An 18,866-nucleotide genomic window follows, 5' to 3' on the forward strand; every position below is an offset into this window, starting at 1 on the left:
ATTCTCTCGCCATTCCACTGGATACTGCCGTCGGTTACCTCGCCTTCTTCAATGTGAAGAAGGCCGGAGATTGCCTTGAGCGTGGTACTCTTACCGGCACCGTTCGCCCCGAGCAGGGCAACAATCGCCCCCTCCTCCACGGTCATCGAGACACCGTGCAGTACCCTGATGACATTAAGGTAAGCGACCTCAATGTTGTTCAGCACCAGCATATTATTTCCACTTCGGACGGGGACCCTGTTCTCTTGAAGGACCCCCGCCCTACTCCAGCGTTAGTTATAGCAGGGTGATGAAGAACCCTTTCGACCATCCCCCTGACCCCCTTCCTGGCCAGGAAGGGGGGAATAGTTATATCTTGGGGACACCCCCAGACCCCTGCCAAAGGGGCTTCGCCCCTATGGATTTCCCATTTTCAGCATCCTGATAGAGACCGAACGGACTATTCGTAGCTGATAAACGGCGACTCTACCCAGCCGGTTATGGGTTCCAGCACACCGTCATCTATCCGAAACACGCGGACGGACTTGGACAACCGGTTGTCACCCGAGGTGTAGGATACCGGACCGTGCAGGCCGCCGACATCGAAGTTCTTGAGCTTCTTAAGGCCCTGTGCCTCCACGACCTGCGGTGTCAGGTTGTCAGCACCGGCGTTCTCTACTGCCAGCCGCAGAATCTCGACGGTAATCAGGCTTTGCGCCCAGGAGATGATGTAGTCCATGTTTCCGTAGTCATCGGGGTGGTACTTCTGGCAGTACTCGGTCATTTTAGCCATCGCGGGTACGTCGTCATCCCAGCCGACGGTCGGATAGACGCCGTAGACGCCCTCGACGATGTCGGCACCGGCAAGCTCGACCAGCGCTGATGTGAAGCCGGCATGGCCGCAGGCGATTGTCATACCGGGGTACATACCAAGCTCGACGGCACTTTTAATAACAATGGCTGTAGGTGCCGGCGTACTGGAAATGTACAGGACGTCAATGTCATCGGGGAGTGTAGTCAGAGACGTGGTCTCCGAACTGGTGGTAGCAGGATGCTCGAAAATCCATTTGTCACGGAGCTCGATGCCCATGTCCTCAGCGCCTGCCTCCGCGGCCATCCTTGCCCCGGCGCCGGTGGAGTTGTCCAGCAGGTGAAGCGCCATCTTCGGTTTACCGGGACCCTTCCAAATATTGTCCAGGTAGTATTTGGCGAAGGCTGCCCAGTCGTCGCCGTAGTCCGGCGTCTGACCGTAGATGTGCTGGGGCGGTTGCGTCAGATTAGGTGAGCTGAAGGCGGCGAAGCCGGACAACTCATTCTCATTGGCAATCCCCATCATGGCCGTCATCATTCCGGATGAAGCCACTGTGAAGAGGAGGCAGTCCTCATCAACAAACCGATTGACGATGGTTACTGCCTTGGATGCATCATAGCCATTATCCAGCCACAGGGCCTCAATCTCGTGTCCATCGACACCACCGAGTTCGTCGTTGACGTACTTGATACAGTCAACGTTAGCATGGCCCATAGGGGCACCCTTCTCGGCAGCGACCCCGGTGGAAGGCGTGCTCATCCCAATCTTGAGCGGCGCCTTGGTCCCAGGCTCCTCTGCTGTCGATGTGCACGCACCCAGCAATGTGGCTACCAGCACCAGACACATAAGCCCGGACAGAACCGTTAGTGTTTTCTTTCGCATTTCTATTCTCCTTGTAGTCTATTCCCAAGCCTTACCTGGGCCCTTACATTCCTTTGTACCTCCTTAATATTAGCTAGTATGAGAATGGCCACAGCCGATAGGCGGCCTTGAATAGCTGCCACCGGTGCGCCAGCCCACGAGGTTCCAATATCAGAAACAGGATGATTATCAGGCCAAACACCATCGGAGCGAGGCCGCTGGCAAATCCCGCAGGCAGTGCGATAGCGCTGCTCTCCAGAGTCGGGACCAGATAGTGCGTCAGCGAGTGCTTGATGAGACCGATGAAAATCGCGCCGAATATCGGGCCGGTGGTAGTACCCAGACCACCGATAATAATCATGCCGATGTACAGGATTGAATCTGTCAGCGGAAAGAACTCGTCACTGATAAAGCGTGCCCAGTGGGCGAACAGTGAACCGGCAATCCCGGCAAAAAAACAGCCGATGAAGAAGGCAATCAGCTTGTAGCGGAAAAGGTTTATCCCCATCACTTCGGCAGCCAGGTCATTATCACGGATAGCAACAAAGGCCCGGCCTACCCTGGTCCTTGCCAGGTTCTTGGCGAAGAAGATGCTCAATACAGCGATGCTACCAATAAGATAGAACTGGCTGGCATTGCTTTTCAGAACTAAACCTCCCAGCGCAGGTGCCGAAACACTCATACCCATATGGCCGCCGGTTACGTCCGTCCAGTGTTTTATCACCCAGATGATGATGAATTGAGCGGCAATAGTGGCGATGGCGAGGTAGAAACCCTTGACCCTGAGCGATGGCATTCCGAAAATCATGCCGACCAGACCGGCAGCTACACCGGCCGATATAAGACCGACCGGGAACGGAAGCCCCAGACGTTCAGTGAGAATCGCTGATGTGTATGCGCCCACGGCCATGAACCCGGCATGGCCGATTGATAGCTGCCCGCAGTACCCGGTCAGGATATTCAGACCGGTAGCGGCAATGATGGTGATACCGATGAGATTAGCGACACTCAGCCAGTTACCCCACCACAGGGGGGCTGTGCACAGGACAACCAGCAAGCCAATCAGCAACGTCCAGTGCGTCTTCGTCCGGAAGATCGCCATATCCTGTGCATATGTGTAGTTACGCGTACCGGCTGGCAGGTCCAAAGTCTCTATATCCTCTCTATGCGTTCCTCACCGAACAGACCGTAGGGCTTTACAAACATGACGATAATTATGATGATAAACGGGATAACCTCCCTGACTCCGGGCCAGGTCAATGGTGTCAGGTAGCCTTCCCCAAGGTTTTCCGCCAGGCCGATAATCGGGCCGGCAATCATTGCCCCGAGAAACGAATCAAGCCCGCCAAGAATAACCACCGAGAAGGCCTTGAGACCGGTCCCTACCAGGCCAAAGGTTATACCCCCGATGCTGGACATGAGGACACCACCCACTGCCGCGAGAACACAGGCGAACATCCATGACCGGCTGAAAATCCTGGTCACCGGAATGCCACAGGCCTGCACCGCCCGCTGGTCGTCGGCGGTTGCCCTCATGGCAATGCCCATCCTGTGATAGCGGAAGAACAGGGACAACAGGCCGAACAGGGCCAGAGAGATAATGGCTGCCCAGAGATATTGCTGGGAGACCACCGCCGGACCAATGTGGAATGGTTCCACGGGGAACAGTCGTGGTAAGGCTGCCACACTGGCTGGCCAGATAAAGACCACCAGGCCTTCGATGAAATACGCTAAACCAAGGGTAATGGTTATCAGAGATAGTATCGGCTGGGCAATCAACGGACGCAGGATGAAGCGCTCAATCAGCCAACCGAGTAGTACAGCAAAGATAATCACTACTATGAAGCCGGCCCAGATAGGAAGACCAGCCTGGACCAGCATCCCGTAGGTGAACCATGAGGAGAGCAGCACCAGTTGCCCCAGCGCCAGGTTGGCTACCCCGCTTGATTTCCAGACGAGTACAAAGCCGAGGGCAATCAGAGCATAGACCATGCCCACGGTCAAACCGGTTATAGTAAACTGGAGCAACTCAGCCATTACCGTTCTGTCCTTCCGAGATATCTCTCACCTTGATACTGGTGGTCACAACACCCTGCCTGCCGTCACGGTAGGTTACGGGTGCCTCTATTGTCACTTCCTGGCCATCTCCGTAGAGTGTGTTAATCAGCTCCCGGTACCGTTCCTCCATGAACTCCCTGCGGAGCTTGCGCGTACGTGTAAGCTCCGCTTCGTCGGGGTCAAACTCCTTGTGCATCAGGACAAACCTTCTCACCCTGGCAGCCTCCGGCAGGTAGCTATTGACCCGGATGAGGTCTGTCCGTATCAGGTCGGCAACCTCATCTCGCTGGGAAAGGTCGACAAAAGTGGTATAGGCCAGCCGATTCCTCTCCGCCCATTTGCCCACCATGGCGAAGTCCATGTTTACAATGGCAGAAACGTAGTCCTTTTCCTTATCACCAATGACCATGGCGTCCTTGATATATGGACTGAACCTCAGTCTGCCCTCAATATACTGTGGGGCATACTTAATCCCCGAGCTAAGCTCTCCCATGTGGTCCAGGCGGTCCATGAATATCAGGTGTCCCTTATCATTGATGTTGACGGCGTCCCCGGTGTGGCACCAGCCATCGATCAGTACGGCCTTCGTTTTCTCCGGGTCCCGGTGGTATCCGTCGAACATGGACTCACTTCGTACCAGCAACTCACCATCATCCATAACCCGGACTTCAGTGTTAAGCGCCGGACGGCCGACACTCTCGAAGTCAATTTCACCTTTCCCATGGCTGGAGATAAGGCCTGCCTCGGTACTGGCATAGTTCTGTCTCAACTCTATACCGATAGCATGGATTAAACGGAAGGTATCCAGGCTCAGTACGGAGCTACCGGTAACGGCGAACCTGACCCTGCTGAGACCCAGCTTATCCTTCAAAGGCCGAAAGAGCAGGAAATAGGCAATCTTGTAGAGAACTTTCCAGAAAAGATTGGGTTTCCTGTTCTGAAAGCTGAGGTCGGCTATCTTGTGCCCAACCGGCAGGAATAGTTTGTAACAGAAGCGTTTCAGAGGATGGGCGTCAATCATCTTCACCTGGATTTCGCTGACCAGGCCCTCCCACTGGCGAGGCCCGTATATCACAAAGTCGGGCCCGGTCTCCCGGGTATCTTCGGTGATAGTATCAGGTTCCTCGGGGAAGTTGAGCCGGGCACCGGTTAGCAGGTGCGGAATGGTAGCGAAGTAGCTGTCGCCTACCCATGCAGCCGGGAAGTTGGAGACCAGGTCATCATACTTGTCTACCGGATAGCGGCTAATGAACCCGGCGGCGGTGCTTATCAGGGCACGGTGGGACATCCTGGCCCCCTTGGGCAGCCCCGTAGTCCCCGAAGTGTAGTAGATGAAGGCGATATCACGCCCGTCGCCCTTCTCAACGTTCTCCTCAAACAGTCCTGTGTGAGTTTCCTCGTACTCCCTGCCCAAACCAAGCACCTCGGTGAAACCCATCAGGAGGGGGTCGTCGTAATTCTTCAGTCCTTTCGGATCCCAGTAGATGACCTTTTGGAGATTAGGCAGTTCATCCTTGATTTCCAGGAACTTGTCGGTCTGCTCCTGGTCATTCACGATGGCAAATCTGGCACCGGAGTGCTCAGCGATGTACTTCACTTCCGAAGGCACGGAATCAACAAAAACACCGGTGACGATTCCTCCGGCCGCCTGGGTGGCAAACTCACCCCAGAACCATTCCGGCTCGTTGTCACCGATGATACAGACCACGTCTCCCCGCTCCAGTCCGAGGCTTATCAGGCCAAGAGAGAAATATTTTACGTTTTCATAATACCGCCGCCAGTTATACCGTTCCCAGACGCCGAACCTCTTCATGCACATCGCCGTCTGCTTGGCCCATTGGTCATAGTTGTGGGCTATCAGCTTGGGAATGGTGTCATACCTATCCCGCGTCTCCATCTTCAGCCTCTTCACTCCCCGTCAATAAGCTATATCCGCCACCATAAAAAAGAGTACCTCCCACCCGGGAGGTACTATCCACCAACTACCAGAGCAAACCTTTGTATCTGCTAGGTACAGGTAATCCCCCCCAAGCGCACCCGGGTGCGCCCGGTAAAGATGAATTTACGACTCCCTGATGTATTCACCATGGCGAACACTGTTATTCTCTATCCACTTATCCCATAATCCTACAGACAAGGACGTAGTTTACCATAAGCAAAGAGGACTGTCAAAGGGAAAGTCTATGCGAGGCCAGAACATCAGCGACAGACGGGACGCCGGACCTTTCTTAAGATCATTATATCGTGACCCCATCCCCTGTATCCCCTTCCCTTTGATAAGGGAAAGAGGCCACAGTGGAAGGGGCCGGTGCAATCCTGAATAGGAACGGGGGAAATGTGAAGATGGAACCAACCTATGAAGACCTGATTGCCTTTCACGGTCATGGCTGCCCCGGGCTGGCAATCGGGTACCGGATGTCACAGGCGGCTCTGGCCTCCCTGGCAGACTCCAGAGCGGCGGATGAGGAAATCGTGGTTGAGGTTAGGCTTACTCCTGTGAAGGCCATGGCCATTGCTGGGGCATGTTGAAGTACGTGAAGTGCCTAACCAACGCCATATTTCTCATTCATGTTGTCAGGGCGAATTGACTACTCTTACTCCCGCAGACCAGGCCAAACAAGGCTTTGCTCTTCTGACTAGAAGGAAGATTCCTTTATTCAGTCCCCATAAATGGTGTAACAAAGATACTCGCAGCCTCGATAGAACCATCGTCCTCTGACTCTCCTGTAACAGTGATAGTATCACCGGGTGAAATATCCTCGATACTACCTTCGCCCATCTTCTGGATGGAAGTATCATCAGCAACCGTAACCTCTATAACACCCGTCATTGTTTCTAACGTAATAACATTATCGTCAATGTCCTCAACCGTTCCCATGGTTCCCTGTCTGCCCATAAAGCCTCCCATTCCTCCCGGAAACAGGGGGTTTTGTGGGGTTGTCCCGTCCTGGGTGGTGTCTCTATTACCGAAGCGCGTTGCGAACTGACTTTGCAGGTCCTGGCTGGCTTCTTCTTCCGCCTGGTTTTTACCGACGGCAATACCCCCGGCGAATGCCCCGCTGATAATGCCTCCAAGCACGATTATGGTAACCAGTAGAGTAATAAATGGTTTTTGTTTCATAGGGCATTTCTCCTCATTATTTATTCGTATCGCAGTGCTTCAATAGGATTCAACCTGGCAGCCCGGTAGGCCGGATAAAGGCCAAAGACTATACCGATAGCCGCCGAAACAGAGACTGCCAGGATTACTATATCTGCGGACATCGCCGTCTGTATTATGGTCCCACCCAGGTTCATTCCGGAGACAAAGTGAGAGATGCCCCAGCCCACGAGCACACCGATTCCTCCACCCGTCAGACTGAGGAAAGCAGCTTCTACCAGGAACTGGAGCAGGATATCCCGTCGCTTCGCCCCTACCGATTTACGGATGCCGATTTCCCGGGTGCGCTCGGTGACAGAGACCAGCATGATGTTCATGATACCGATGCCGCCGACCAAGAGGGATATTCCTGCGATAGCCGCCAGGAAGACGACCCATACCTGGGTAGACTCCTGTAAAGCTTCCATTGTGTCCTGCTGGCTGGTAATGGTGAAATCGTCCTCACCCGTACTCCTGTGACGCTCCCGCAGGATGGACGTTATCTGCTCGATGGCGGTATCGGTTTCCTCGATACTTACCACCTGCACGTTGATAGACTGTACATTTCGCTCTCCACCGGCAGTGCGCTGGGAAGACAGGCGGTACTGTACAGTCGTAATAGCGGTCAGTACTGCGTCATCGGACGAGCCAAAACCGGTACCACCTTTGCTTTCCAATACTCCCACTACCTTGAACTGGCGCCCGCTTATTTTCACGTACTGCCCCAGCGGGCTCATTTGCCCGAACAGGGTCTCCGCTACGTTACTGCCCAGGACAACTACCATGGACTTATTTCTAACGTCAGTTTCGGTGATAAAAACGCCCTCAGCCAACGGAAAGTTGCGTACATACTCGTATTCCGGTGTCACGCCCAGTATCTGGTTATTGGAGTTTTGCCTGCCGGCTACTACCTGGGCAAAGGTCTGGACCTGCGGCGCTACCGCTGCCACAGACGGCGCCAGGGAGGCGTCAACCAGGGCTTCCGCATCTTCCAGAGTCAAGCTGGTGGCGCTGCCCTGCGTTCCCCTGATACCTGCCTGCATGGTAGCACCCGGATAAACAAAGAGTAGATTGGTTCCCAGAGATTCAATATTTGAAGTAATGGCTGCCTGGGAACCTCTGCCGATAGACATCAGTGATATCACCGCTGATACCCCGATGATGACACCCAGCACTGTCAGAGTGGAACGCATTTTATTGGAATTGATGGCTGTCATGGAGGTACGCGCTGTTTGTAATATATTCATCGGTTTGCCTTCCGGGAAGCAGCCGCTTCCACTTGAGACACCGGATGGTCGTCAACAATCTGCCCATCCCTGAGCAGGATGATACGTTGCGTGTGCGCCGCTATTTCCGGTTCGTGGGTAACCAATACGATGGTAATGCCATCCTCTCGGTTGAGCTTTTCGAGGATACCTATAATCTCCTGGCTTGTCCTGCTGTCCAGGTTACCGGTTGGCTCATCGGCAAAGATGATAGATGGATTGTTTACCAGGGCACGGGCGATAGCCACTCTCTGCTGCTCACCACCGGATAATTCGCTGGGTTTATGCTGGGCACGCTCACTCAGTCCTACCCTTGTCAGAGCCTCCAGTGCCCTTTTTTTACTGTTACTACCGTTACCATAAAGTAAAGGCAACTCTACGTTGGCCACGGCTGTGGTGCGGGGGATGAGGTTGAAAGTTTGAAAGACAAAACCAATCCTCTTGTTTCTCACCTCGGCCAGTTGCGAGTCAGACATCTGGCTCACCTCGGACTCATCGAGGATATAGCTGCCGGATGTAGGTGTGTCCAGACAACCAATAATGTTCATAAGAGTAGACTTACCCGAGCCGGACGGTCCCATGATGGCGATCATTTCTCCCTTTTCAATACGGGTACTTACGCTCCGCAGTGCGTGAACTTCTATCTCACCCATCTGATATGTCTTGACAATATTCTCAAGTTCAATCATGCTTTTCTTCCTCGGACAATAATGGCTATCTCATCCTGCCAAAGCCGCCCATTCCGGGAATCATCATCCCACCGCCAAAGTCGAACTGGGTCGTCCCGGTATTTGTAATCTGTACAACCACTATGTCTGTTGCATCCAGTCCTGCAATTACCTCGGTCCAGAGGCCGTCACTAATACCCAGGGTGACTACTCTCTGCCGGGTCTCCTCGTTGACCATCACGTTGACAACGGGGTTATCAAAACTGCCGCTGATTGCCTGGTTCGGCACCAGCAGGACATTATCAGCTTGCTCAACGATGATGCTGGCAGTAGCGCTCATGCCTTCCCTGAGCTGTAAGCCATCGGGCACTGTCAGGCGGATGGTCATCGGATACGTTACCACCCCTGATTGAACCCGGGCAGTAGTGGATATGGAATACACCTCTCCTGTCAGTTCAATGTCCGACAGGGCGTCCAGGGATATTGTAGCTCGTTGTCCCTGTTTCACCAGGGATATATCAATCTCATCCAGAATGGCGTTCAGATCTACAACGGATGGGTCCACAATCTCCATAACATTCTGGCTGGCACTCACATTCTGGCCGGCTTCAACGTTCACTGCGACCACAATCCCGTCGAATGGTGCCACCATAGTGGCTGCTTCCAGTCGCTCTATTGCTTTATCAAGGGAAGTTTGGGCACTGGCCACTTCAATTTGTTTCAGTTCTACCTGCAGGGAATCAAGTTCCAGTGGACCAGTACTATCCTGCATATCCGCCAGGTTCTCCTCCTCCTGGGCAAGGTTAGTCTGTGCAATAATTACGTGTTTCTGCTTTTGCTCGATATCAACACTATCCGCACCGGCATTAATTATTGCCAGGTTGTCCTCCGCTTCGGCAAGGTCGAACTCAGCGATAGCCAGCTGTTTCTGCTTCAGTTTATAATCGGTAATCCAATCAGGTACAGTAGGGTTCATCTCATATCTATCTTCGGCTCTCTCGAACGCGTTCTCCGCATTCTCTAATGCTATCTCGGCGTTGAGGACGACAAGCTCAGCCCTGACGATGTCAGCCTCAGTATATGGATTCTGGGCCTTATCAAGGTTTTCCCGGGCCGTCTCTAAAGCCAATCCGGCATTGATAACGGTAAGCTCAGCCTGGGCAATATCAGACTCTGTGTAAGGGTTCCGGGCTTCCTCGAGGTTTTCCTGGGCTGTTTCCAGGCTGTCCAAGGCGTTTTCCAGATTTATTCTGGACTGTACTACGGCTTGTTGAAGCAGCAACACAGATGCGTCGTCGAGTTTGGTCAACACCTGTCCTTCCAGGACGGCATCACCCTCCTCCACATTCACTTCCTGAATGGTACCGGCACTGTCAAAGGTCAATTCTTCTCTATAAGGAAACAGCAGGCTGCCACTGGCGCTAACCGAGTTTTCCAGACTGCCGTACTGCACCTGGACAAGCTGAATATCGTCCGGGATGGCGACGGTATCAGAGCCGGTAGCCCAGTTATATATGGCGAAACCCCCGCCGGCGATGCCAATGATTACTACGGCAAGTATTGCAGTTTGCCACGGTCTCAGATTCTTCAATGCATCCAGCATTTGCCCCTCCATGTCACCTACGGTGGTGATAATTTGTTCAATCCGGGTGGTGTAATTTCATTGGGCCCAAGGTATCTACTATCGTAATATAGCCATAAATCATTAAGAAGTTATTAAGATATTCCTGGCATTGAATAATTAATCGCGTATACTGAAGTAGAAAATCATGGCAGGATAATATCGTTATAGGAACCTACTCAGCTACCGGGACAGTGAAGGAGAAACGGCTGCCCTTGCCCGGTTCACTCTGGACTTCAATATTGCCCCCGTGGACTTCCACGAGACGCTTGGCGATGGTAAGGCCGAGCCCACTGCCACCGGTTGCCCTGGTGCGGGACTTGTCAATACGGTAAAAACGCTCAAATATATTGGGCTGGTCCTCGGGAGGGATACCTTCACCGTTATCGGTAACGCTTATTTCCAACCACCTATCTTTCGTTTTTACGGTAACACTGATATTTCCGCCTTCAGGCGTGTGGGCTATTGCGTTTTCCAGCATGTTACGCAAGACCTGACTGATCCTGTGAGAGTCGACGTTGATTGGTGGTAACTCATCGGGCAATTCAGCAGACAACGATACCCCTTTTGCGGTTGCCTGAACATCACGTGCATCAACCGCCTGTTGTATAAGTATGGCGCTGTCTTCTGTCCGGCAATTCAGTTTCAATTCACCAGCTTCAGCGAGGCTTAGCTCCTGGAGGTCGTCAGCAAGTCGGGATAAAATAATAGCCTCTTCATCAAGAGACCGGATTGTATTTGCATCGGGTTCTGCCACCCCGTCACGGATAGCTTCGAGGTATCCTCTTATATTGGACAGGGGCGTCCTTAGTTCATGCGCAGCGTCCGCAATCATGTCCCTGCGCAGTAGTTCGGTACGTTCCAGGTTTCCGGCCATCAGGTTAAAGGTATCTGCCAGTTCACCGAGTTCACTCCTGTCATTTACGTCTACTCTTTGAGAGAAGTCCCCCCGTCCCAGGAGCCTTGCCGTAGATGTAAGGGATTTTACCGGGGCTAATATCCTGCGTGACAGGAAAAACGTCATTATCAGTGCAATTGCTGCTGCGATAAGACCTCCCCAGATGAAAAAGAGACCCACCGCTTTGAACGTAATCTGTAACGAAGCGATTTCCAGTTCTGCCGAGGATTGAGGGGTGACGTGAAGTGTACCGATACCATCTTTCCTCCACGGAGACTCCAGGATCTGACCCGGTGAATTAGGGCGATATGGTTCCCCCAGGATGATTTCAGCGGAATCAGCGACTACAATTCCAGCGGTATCAGTCAGAATGATTCGCTGCCCGTAGAGGTTGCCTAACTGTTCCACGAAAGTCTGAATTCCTGCCCAGTTTCCTCGGCGCGAATAGTACCGGAATAGCTCAGTTTCCATCCTGATAGCGCGTGCCTGGTCAATACGTTTTTCAAATTCGCGTATTTCATTACGTGTAGCCTGGTTCAGGAAGAAGAATACTGTACCGATAGTCACTACTATCACCATGGTGAAGGCTATCAGCAAACGAAAACGCAGGCTATATATCATCATTCACCACTGAGAGCTTGTAACCGGCCCCATATACCGTCTTTAAATACCTGGGGTGTCTGGGGTCTGGCTCAAGTTTTCGGCGAAGGTTGAGAATGTGGACATCAATGGTACGGTCAAAGCCTTCGAAATCATGACCAAGGGCTTTCTCAATAAGTTGTGCCCGACTAAATACTCTGCCCGGTTCCCTGGCGAAGACTCCAAGCAGTTTGAATTCAACCGCAGTCAGATTAATAAATCTGTTACACAGGTACGCTTCATGCTTGAGGAAGTTAAGTGTGAGTTTGCCGTACTTGATTTCGCTGGGGCCACGCTCTCCGGGGAGGCGCCTGAGGATAGCCCTGATTCTGGCAGCCAGTTCCCTGGGGCTGAATGGCTTGGTGACGTAATCATCCGCTCCCATGTCCAGACCCGTAAGCTTGTCTTCATCAGTGGTCCTGGCAGTGAGCATTATTATGGGAACATCGGACTCATTCCTCAGTGTACGGCATATCTCAAGACCGTCGATGCCGGGCAACATCAGGTCCAGCACGATGAGGTCAGGGTGGCCCTCCCTGGCCAGGCGCAGGGCTTCCACACCATCATACGCAGTGAGGACCCGGTAGCCGTCCCTGTTGAGGTACAGCTTGACCAGCTCTACCGTTTTTACATCATCATCAACTACCAGTACCCTTTTTCCTGGCATACACAAGTCCTCGGCGATTCACTTACTCCCAAATGTTAGAACGTTAATGTTAAGGAAATGTTAACATTCGGTACTCTACTTCTCAACCACAAAGAGAGAGTGGGAGAAATTCTCCCACTCTTTCACCTGTTTCACTATTCAATTATTTGAGGTTTCCTGATTACCATGTACGGTTATTGTGCCGGAGTACTCGGCTGTGCGGGTGCAAACATGCCACCCCAGCCGCGACAACCGCCCATACCGCCACGGAACTTACCAGGTCCCCGGTGACCGAATCCGAACGAGACGTCAGGTTTAGCCTGCTGCCATTCTGAGTACTCGTCGGCCTGTTCCTGGGTTATCTTGCCCGTGTCTACCATGGACTGGAGCCATTCCTGCATAGCCTCTGTTCGCATCTCGCTTTGAGCCTGATTTAATGCATCTTTCAGTGCTTCAGTGTCAAGAGCAGTGCCGGTCTTCTCCTGGTATATTGCCGAGATTCTCTCGAGCAGTGCATCGAACTGCGCTTCAGGTTGAGTGTCCTCATCACCATCAGCAGCAAGTACCACCCCGCCAATGCTACCAACCAGCACAACTGTCGCCAGTATTGCTGCAATAATCAGTTTCCTGCTTTTCCACATCGCTTTATCCCCTCCTCTCTTCTGGTTACTACAAAACCTCAGTCTAAGAATCCTGTTTACATCTATTGTATTGTGTTCCACCTCCTCACTGATTTGACCTTCTGAAACAATGTTAACACCAAAATATTAGAATCCTGTTAAGAGGTGAGGAGAATATCATGCTCCTGTGATTGGCTCTTTGGAAAAGTTATGTCTAAATATCCAATGAAGGCAGTTGCTTATGTATGTGTCACCGGGAATACGCAGAAAAAAGGTATGCCGGTTACGGTGCTACTGGAATTTCAATATTGGGACGTCGTGGATCTGATTGAGTTTCCGGGGGAATTGGGATCACTTTGGATAAGAATCGGATACTATCGGAAAGCAAAGAATCGGCTGAACTGGCCAGCAAGACCCGGCTTTGAGAAGTTGGACTAACGCTGACTAGACGGCCCTGAGAACCACCGGAAGGCGTGGTAGTAACTCTGTGAAATAGGGTATCCTGGAGTGTGCTGATGGTCTGCTCTGGGGTATCATATTGTACTCGCCACTGCATATTACCTAGTGTACTGTCTTACAAATACCTTTACGTATGATGGATGTTGATGTCATTCCAGCGCAGGCTGGACTCCCCTCTTCATTCTGAGCGACATGGCACTGGCCTTAGTGGCCCAGAATCTCACAGGTACGAGTCCACATTCCTGATGCCACTCCAGTGCAGATCCTTCACTGCACTCATTTCCGCTCAGAACGATAAGAGTAACACTCTGATAGTCTCACCTATCTATCTGAGCGAGAGCAAGGGAGTCGGCAAAGAGCCAGAGACATTACCGGTGTCACTTGCGGTTGACTGGAATAGTCGTGCCGGTGGCAGTGGCAATCAGCTTACCGTCCTGGTTGGTCACCGTCATCTGGGAAACGCCAACCCGTCGTCCGCTGCGCACTACCCGGCACTCGGCAGTAAGCTCATCGTCAGCCCCGGCTCCGTTGATATAATGGATGTTGAACTGAGTAGCTACACTGGGATAGGACAGACTGTTGGAGGCGTAGGCAAACGCCTGGTCGGCAATCGCGCTGATAACACCGCCGAAAACGAAGCCATTGAAGTTCTGATACTCCGGTTTAAGCTTCATGCTTACCCGGGAGTAGCCCGGTGTCAGTTCCACCAGCTTCATGCCCAGGAAGGAGGCAATCGGTTCATTCTGCTCAAGACGTTTTAGCTCAGCAACGCTGTCTGATGTATCTCTATCCGGTGTCGGCACACTCGATTCTCCTCCAGGCGCTAGCACAGTTTGTGCTTCCGGGCAACCTTGCGAAAGCCGTCCAGCGAGCCTTCCAGCGTCCGGTCATCAACACAATAGGATATCCGTATATGGCCCGGCCCGCCGAAACCTCTGCCCGGTACCGTAAGTACCATCAGTTCTTGAAGTTCCTTCACGAAAGCAACGTCGTCTTCCACCGGGGTCTCTGGGAACAGGTAGAAGGCCCCCTGCGGCTTAGCCATGGAGTAACCCATCTCAACCAGGTTCCCATAGAGGAAATCACGCTTCCGCTGATAGTCCGCGACAGAGACGGTCACCCCTTGAAGATGGGGCAACAGGTGTTGTACCAGGGCCGGGGCATTGACAAACCCCAGCGTCCTGGTGCAGAAGACCATCCCGTTGATAAGGTCGTCACGATGGGCGCAGTCAGGATGCACGGCGATGTAGCCGACGCGCTCTCCGGGTAATGCCAGGTCTTTGGAGTGGGATGTCACGCTGATAGTATTCGGGTGATACTGGAGCGGAAACGGGAACTGGATGCCGTCGTAGACCAGCTTCCGATAGGCTTCGTCACTCAGGATGTAGATTGCTGTGTCGAACTCGGCCTCTTTCCTGCGGATAATCTCACCAATATCCCTCAGGAAGTCCTCGCCGTAAACGACTCCCGCAGGGTTATTGGGGGAGTTGATGATTATGGCCTTCGTCCTCGGCCCCACCGCCTCTTCGAGGACATCAAGCCTGGGTAGGAACTGCTCATCGGTAGGCAGAACCCTGGGCACCCCGCTGAAGTTCGCGATGTAGTTGAGGTATTCCAGAAAATAGGGGCTGAACACTATCACTTCGTCGCCGGGGTTAAGTATCGTCCGGAGAAAGACATTGCAGCCCCCGGCAGCGCCACAGCTCATAATGATATCGTCAGCACCAAACCTGACCCCCGTCTCCAGGGAAAACTGCCCCGCCACCGCCGTCCTGGTCTCCGGGTAGCCGGCATTGGGCATGTAACGATGCATCCCCGGCACAGGGTTTTGCGCCAACTTAAGAAGTTGGCGGTGAAGTTCGGGAGGCGGTTCCACCACCGGGTTGCCGATGGAGAGGTCAAAGACATTCTCCGCGCCATAGCGCTCCCTGAGAATGGCCCCTTCCTCGAACATCCGCCGAATCCACGAACCCTCGGCCATGCTCTGGCGGATATTCTCAGACATGAACATCATGGATTTCCTTTCTGCCCAGTTCGAAGGCATCGAGGTTTATCTGGAGCAGCCGTGATGGCAGCCGCTGCGAGAGACTCTCCTTCCAGGCGTCCACCTCGAAAGGAGCGAAGTGCGAGAAGCAGCCCAGCATAAAGATATTGAGAGTCCTGGCGTTACCCAGCGCGGTGACACGAGTGGTCCCTTCCACGAAGTAGACCTGGTCGGTGCGCTGGCTCAGGATGTCGTGGATATTCTCATCATCGGGGTATTTTTCAACCCCCAGGTTGACGGCAAGCGGCGGGAGCATGTGGTTGTTGATGATGACCACGGCGCCGGGTCGAAGGTAGTTGCACCATCTGGCAGCTTCCAACTTCTCAAACGCGAGCATGATATCAACCTCTCCCTGCTTTATCAGGGGTGAATACACGCGGCGGGCGATACGTACATGACTGATAACGCTGCCGTTCCGCTGTGCCATGCCCAGCGTATCCGTCTTCTTGACATCGTACCCGGCGGCCAGCGCCGTCTCACTGATAATATCACTCGCCAGGATATTCCCCTGGCCACCGACCCCGGTCACAAACAGGTCCAGCACGTTCACTCCGTTTCTCCGGTCACAGTCCCCGTCTGCGGGGCAGTCCCCGTCTGCGGGGCTATAGCCTTCTGTGGGCATACCTGCTGGCAGATAGTGCAAATATCACCGACACACAGGGTGGCATCAATGTATACCTTGTCGTCTGCGGTCTGGATGGCCGGACAGCCAATCAGGAGACACACATCACAACGATTGCACTTCTCGGCATCGACCACCCTGGGTTCACCGCGCCGCGGTGCCCCCACAGCGCAGGCACCACGTACGATAATGACGGCAAGCTCCGGACTGGCCAGAGCACTCCTGGCTGCGGCCCGCAGATCCTTCATGTCAAAGGCATTAACCACCTGAACATCACTGACGCCCACGCCACGCACCACATTCTCCAGTTCCACTTTAGCGGTCGTCTTACCCTGCGCGGAAACGCCGGTACCGGGATGTTCCTGGTGCCCCGTCATCGCCGTGGTCCCGTTGTCCAGGATAACCACGGTAATCTTGCCTTCGTTATAAACGGCGTCCACCAGCGGCGTAATACCGGAATGCAGGAAGGTGGAGTCGCCAATGACGGCCACTATATTGGTATCGATTCCGGCCTTCTCCATGCCCAGTGCCTGCCCGATGCTGGCACCCATGCAGGCCGTGGTATCCATAGCATTAAGCGGTGGGTAGGTCGCCAGCGTGTAGCATCCGATGTCGCCGGTGATAATCAGGTTGGACTTCTTGGCAGGTTTATCCCCCGAACCGGGCGGCTTCAGCCGCTGCCCCATGCTGGCGAGTACGAAAAACATGCCGGTATGCGGACAGCCGGGGCAGAGAAGCGGAGGCCTTTTCGGAAGGTCGGCGACTGCCGTTATCTCGGTTGGTACGGAGGCTTCGGTAAGAATCCCGGCATCGACGGCACCCCTGGCAACTACGTCCGAACTCAACTCTCCCACCAGTGGAATGAAGTCCTTTCCACTGACTTCCACGCCCATTGAGCGGATGTTCTCCTCCAGGAACGGGTCAAGCTCTTCGATAACAACCAGTCGGTCCACCTGTGCAGCAAAGCGGCGTATCAACTCCCGAGGCAGAGGATGCGTTATGCCCAGCTTGAGAAAGGAGGCGGCGGGGAAGACTTCGCGGGCATATTGGTAGGCGACCCCGCTGGTGATAACACCGAGGTTACGTTCACCCGACTCTACCCGGTTCAGGGGAGAGGTCTCGGCAAACCCGGCCAGCTTGACTATGCGCTCCTCGACCAGCGGATGACGGAAGCGAGCATTAACCGGTAGCATTACGTACTTGGAGACATTGCGCGGAAAACCCACCTCACCTGTCGGTACCGGTCTACTCCGGCTAAGGTCCACCACGGACTTGGAGTGAGAGATGCGGGTGGTGGTGCGTACCATCACGAGGGTATCGAACTGTTCGCTGATATCGAAAGCGATGGCCATCATGTCATAGGCTTCCTGGCTATCGCTCGGTTCGAGCACGGGCACCTTGGCCAGCCTGGCGTAGTGGCGGTTGTCCTGTTCACTCTGGGAACTGTGCGTCCCCGGGTCATCGGCGCAAATGAGGACCAGCCCGCCACTGACCCCGGTAATGGAAGCCGCCATGAAGGGGTCGGCAGCTACGTTAAGGCCGACGTGCTTCATGGATACTACCGAACGGACACCTGCGTAGCACGCTCCGAGGGCCACCTCCATGGCGACCTTCTCATTGGTTGACCACTCGGCGTAAATATCGTCAAAGCGGGCAATGGACTCAAGTATTTCAGTGCTGGGGGTTCCCGGATAGGCAGTGGCTACTCGGGCACCGGCATGGTAGGCTCCCCAGGCAAGGGCTTCATTTCCAGAGAGCAGTCTCTTCATTTTCAGGATATTATACCACAACCAGCCCGCAGGTCACACGAGACAACCTGAAGGGTTCTACACTAAGCTGGGGTGCTCTGCTTTGTCCATGCTCCCTTCTTTAAATAAGGCAGTAGCGTAGAGGATACGCAATGGATTTGCTGGTCGCAGTTGATTCAAGCGGTATGTCTTCCATTCGGAGGTTGTTCTATCTCTTTAAGAAAAACCCAACCAAGCAGAAGACTGGGACGCTCAGGAAGAACACTCCAAATAGTAGATTAGTATTGGAATTCAATGGCTCTGCAACAACTACTGTAATTACTGCTCCAAAGATGCTGCCGAGAATACCAAGCAGTAAAGAGCCTTGTTGGTGGAGAATCTTTCTAATTGAGATAATACCAACTATTATTCCAGTAGGGTAACCTACTAATATCCCACCAAGAGCGAGACCAAGTGCTCCGAATCCAAATGAGTCACCTCCCAGGACTTTGCCACCTATAAGAGCACCTACTAACCCAAATACGATACCGATAATTCCCAAACCGATAGTCATAAGAAGAAACTTGAATATTCTCCCCGCTACGAATGATGATTGCTGAGACATACTTTTATCCTAAAGCTCCTGTTTCTCGCTATCTTGACTATTATACCCTATGAAACGATATGCTACCTTACATAGCTTCAAAATATCCGCCAACCTCACTGACCTGGTACAGATTTTATGCGGGGTGCTCCCCTTGCTCTATCGTCCACCCTCCCCTCTTCAAATGAGGCAGTAGTGTAGAGGA

18 protein-coding genes are annotated in these 18,866 nt (G+C 53.3%); 1 reads left to right on the forward strand and 17 read right to left on the reverse strand.

All coding sequences use genetic code 11. The features are described 5' to 3' along the window. The 5 genes from VMW13_02370 to VMW13_02390 all read right to left on the reverse strand — a co-directional run. Window positions 1-212 (reverse strand): ATP-binding cassette domain-containing protein (locus tag VMW13_02370; GenBank protein HUV43654.1); only part of this gene is annotated, 212 nt, incomplete at its 3' end. Window positions 213-439: 227 nt separating this feature from the next. Next, window positions 440-1,672: an ABC transporter substrate-binding protein gene (locus VMW13_02375; GenBank protein ID HUV43655.1), complete on the reverse strand. Its 1,233-nt coding sequence runs from the start codon at window positions 1,670-1,672 to the stop codon at window positions 440-442. A gap of 73 nt (window positions 1,673-1,745) precedes the next feature. Then, window positions 1,746-2,798, reverse strand: a complete 1,053-nt coding sequence (locus tag VMW13_02380; protein HUV43656.1) for a branched-chain amino acid ABC transporter permease — start codon at window positions 2,796-2,798, stop codon at window positions 1,746-1,748. Between the two features lie 5 nt (window positions 2,799-2,803). Continuing rightward, entirely contained in the window at window positions 2,804-3,688 is an 885-nt protein-coding gene (locus VMW13_02385) for a branched-chain amino acid ABC transporter permease (GenBank protein ID HUV43657.1), read from the reverse strand. Then, on the reverse strand, window positions 3,681-5,606 hold the full coding sequence (locus VMW13_02390; protein ID HUV43658.1) for an AMP-binding protein: 1,926 nt from the start codon (window positions 5,604-5,606) through the stop codon (window positions 3,681-3,683). The genes VMW13_02385 and VMW13_02390 overlap by 8 nt, the downstream gene beginning before the upstream one ends. Before the next feature lie 446 nt (window positions 5,607-6,052). Between VMW13_02390 and VMW13_02395 the strand changes: the two genes are divergently transcribed. Then, complete coding sequence (locus tag VMW13_02395; protein ID HUV43659.1) at window positions 6,053-6,238, forward strand: FmdE family protein; 186 nt, start codon at window positions 6,053-6,055, stop codon at window positions 6,236-6,238. A gap of 124 nt (window positions 6,239-6,362) precedes the next feature. Here the strand turns inward: VMW13_02395 and VMW13_02400 are convergent, their stop codons facing one another. From VMW13_02400 to VMW13_02455, 12 genes are all read right to left on the reverse strand, one after another. Beyond that, window positions 6,363-6,830: a hypothetical protein gene (locus tag VMW13_02400; GenBank protein ID HUV43660.1), complete on the reverse strand. Its 468-nt coding sequence runs from the start codon at window positions 6,828-6,830 to the stop codon at window positions 6,363-6,365. A 20-nt stretch (window positions 6,831-6,850) separates the two neighbouring features. Continuing rightward, the gene (locus tag VMW13_02405) at window positions 6,851-8,095 is read right to left on the reverse strand and encodes an ABC transporter permease (protein HUV43661.1); all 1,245 of its coding nucleotides are present in this window, start codon (window positions 8,093-8,095) and stop codon (window positions 6,851-6,853) included. Then, entirely contained in the window at window positions 8,092-8,802 is a 711-nt protein-coding gene (locus VMW13_02410; protein ID HUV43662.1) for an ABC transporter ATP-binding protein, read from the reverse strand. Before VMW13_02410 ends, VMW13_02405 begins: the two co-directional genes overlap by 4 nt. A gap of 25 nt (window positions 8,803-8,827) precedes the next feature. Continuing rightward, window positions 8,828-10,384, reverse strand: a complete 1,557-nt coding sequence (locus VMW13_02415) for an efflux RND transporter periplasmic adaptor subunit (protein HUV43663.1) — start codon at window positions 10,382-10,384, stop codon at window positions 8,828-8,830. Between the two features lie 193 nt (window positions 10,385-10,577). Beyond that, window positions 10,578-11,924, reverse strand: a complete 1,347-nt coding sequence (locus VMW13_02420) for an ATP-binding protein (protein HUV43664.1) — start codon at window positions 11,922-11,924, stop codon at window positions 10,578-10,580. Beyond that, window positions 11,911-12,606, reverse strand: coding sequence for a response regulator transcription factor (locus VMW13_02425; protein HUV43665.1), 696 nt, complete (start codon window positions 12,604-12,606; stop codon window positions 11,911-11,913). Before VMW13_02425 ends, VMW13_02420 begins: the two co-directional genes overlap by 14 nt. Before the next feature lie 173 nt (window positions 12,607-12,779). Continuing rightward, window positions 12,780-13,226, reverse strand: a complete 447-nt coding sequence (locus tag VMW13_02430; GenBank protein HUV43666.1) for a hypothetical protein — start codon at window positions 13,224-13,226, stop codon at window positions 12,780-12,782. A gap of 815 nt (window positions 13,227-14,041) precedes the next feature. Then, window positions 14,042-14,467: a PaaI family thioesterase gene (locus VMW13_02435; protein ID HUV43667.1), complete on the reverse strand. Its 426-nt coding sequence runs from the start codon at window positions 14,465-14,467 to the stop codon at window positions 14,042-14,044. 20 nt (window positions 14,468-14,487) lie between these two features. After that, on the reverse strand, window positions 14,488-15,669 hold the full coding sequence (locus tag VMW13_02440) for a pyridoxal phosphate-dependent aminotransferase (protein HUV43668.1): 1,182 nt from the start codon (window positions 15,667-15,669) through the stop codon (window positions 14,488-14,490). Continuing rightward, a complete protein-coding gene (locus tag VMW13_02445) occupies window positions 15,662-16,258 on the reverse strand; it encodes an indolepyruvate oxidoreductase subunit beta (protein HUV43669.1) in 597 nt (198 codons plus the stop codon). Before VMW13_02445 ends, VMW13_02440 begins: the two co-directional genes overlap by 8 nt. Then, window positions 16,255-18,099 carry an indolepyruvate ferredoxin oxidoreductase subunit alpha gene (gene iorA, locus VMW13_02450; GenBank protein HUV43670.1) on the reverse strand — a complete coding sequence of 615 codons (1,845 nt, stop codon included), beginning with the start codon at window positions 18,097-18,099 and terminating at the stop codon, window positions 16,255-16,257. The genes VMW13_02445 and iorA overlap by 4 nt, the downstream gene beginning before the upstream one ends. A gap of 187 nt (window positions 18,100-18,286) precedes the next feature. After that, window positions 18,287-18,682, reverse strand: a complete 396-nt coding sequence (locus tag VMW13_02455; protein HUV43671.1) for a hypothetical protein — start codon at window positions 18,680-18,682, stop codon at window positions 18,287-18,289. Between the last annotated feature and the right edge of the window lie 184 nt (window positions 18,683-18,866).

Source organism: Dehalococcoidales bacterium (assembly GCA_035529395.1).
GTDB lineage: Bacteria > Chloroflexota > Dehalococcoidia > Dehalococcoidales > Fen-1064 > DUES01.

Coding starts and splice junctions, on each gene's coding strand:
- VMW13_02455 (HUV43671.1), bottom strand. CDS start 18,682: ATGTCTCAGCAATCATCATTCGTAGCGGGGAGAATATTCAAGTTTCTT.
- VMW13_02420 (HUV43664.1), bottom strand. CDS start 11,924: ATGATGATATATAGCCTGCGTTTTCGTTTGCTGATAGCCTTCACCATG.
- VMW13_02410 (HUV43662.1), bottom strand. CDS start 8,802: ATGATTGAACTTGAGAATATTGTCAAGACATATCAGATGGGTGAGATA.
- VMW13_02440 (HUV43668.1), bottom strand. CDS start 15,669: ATGTCTGAGAATATCCGCCAGAGCATGGCCGAGGGTTCGTGGATTCGG.
- VMW13_02400 (HUV43660.1), bottom strand. CDS start 6,830: ATGAAACAAAAACCATTTATTACTCTACTGGTTACCATAATCGTGCTT.
- iorA (HUV43670.1), bottom strand. CDS start 18,099: ATGAAGAGACTGCTCTCTGGAAATGAAGCCCTTGCCTGGGGAGCCTAC.
- VMW13_02425 (HUV43665.1), bottom strand. CDS start 12,606: ATGCCAGGAAAAAGGGTACTGGTAGTTGATGATGATGTAAAAACGGTA.
- VMW13_02390 (HUV43658.1), bottom strand. CDS start 5,606: ATGGAGACGCGGGATAGGTATGACACCATTCCCAAGCTGATAGCCCAC.
- VMW13_02430 (HUV43666.1), bottom strand. CDS start 13,226: ATGTGGAAAAGCAGGAAACTGATTATTGCAGCAATACTGGCGACAGTT.
- VMW13_02415 (HUV43663.1), bottom strand. CDS start 10,384: ATGCTGGATGCATTGAAGAATCTGAGACCGTGGCAAACTGCAATACTT.
- VMW13_02375 (HUV43655.1), bottom strand. CDS start 1,672: ATGCGAAAGAAAACACTAACGGTTCTGTCCGGGCTTATGTGTCTGGTG.
- VMW13_02395 (HUV43659.1), top strand. CDS start 6,053: ATGGAACCAACCTATGAAGACCTGATTGCCTTTCACGGTCATGGCTGC.
- VMW13_02385 (HUV43657.1), bottom strand. CDS start 3,688: ATGGCTGAGTTGCTCCAGTTTACTATAACCGGTTTGACCGTGGGCATG.
- VMW13_02405 (HUV43661.1), bottom strand. CDS start 8,095: ATGAATATATTACAAACAGCGCGTACCTCCATGACAGCCATCAATTCC.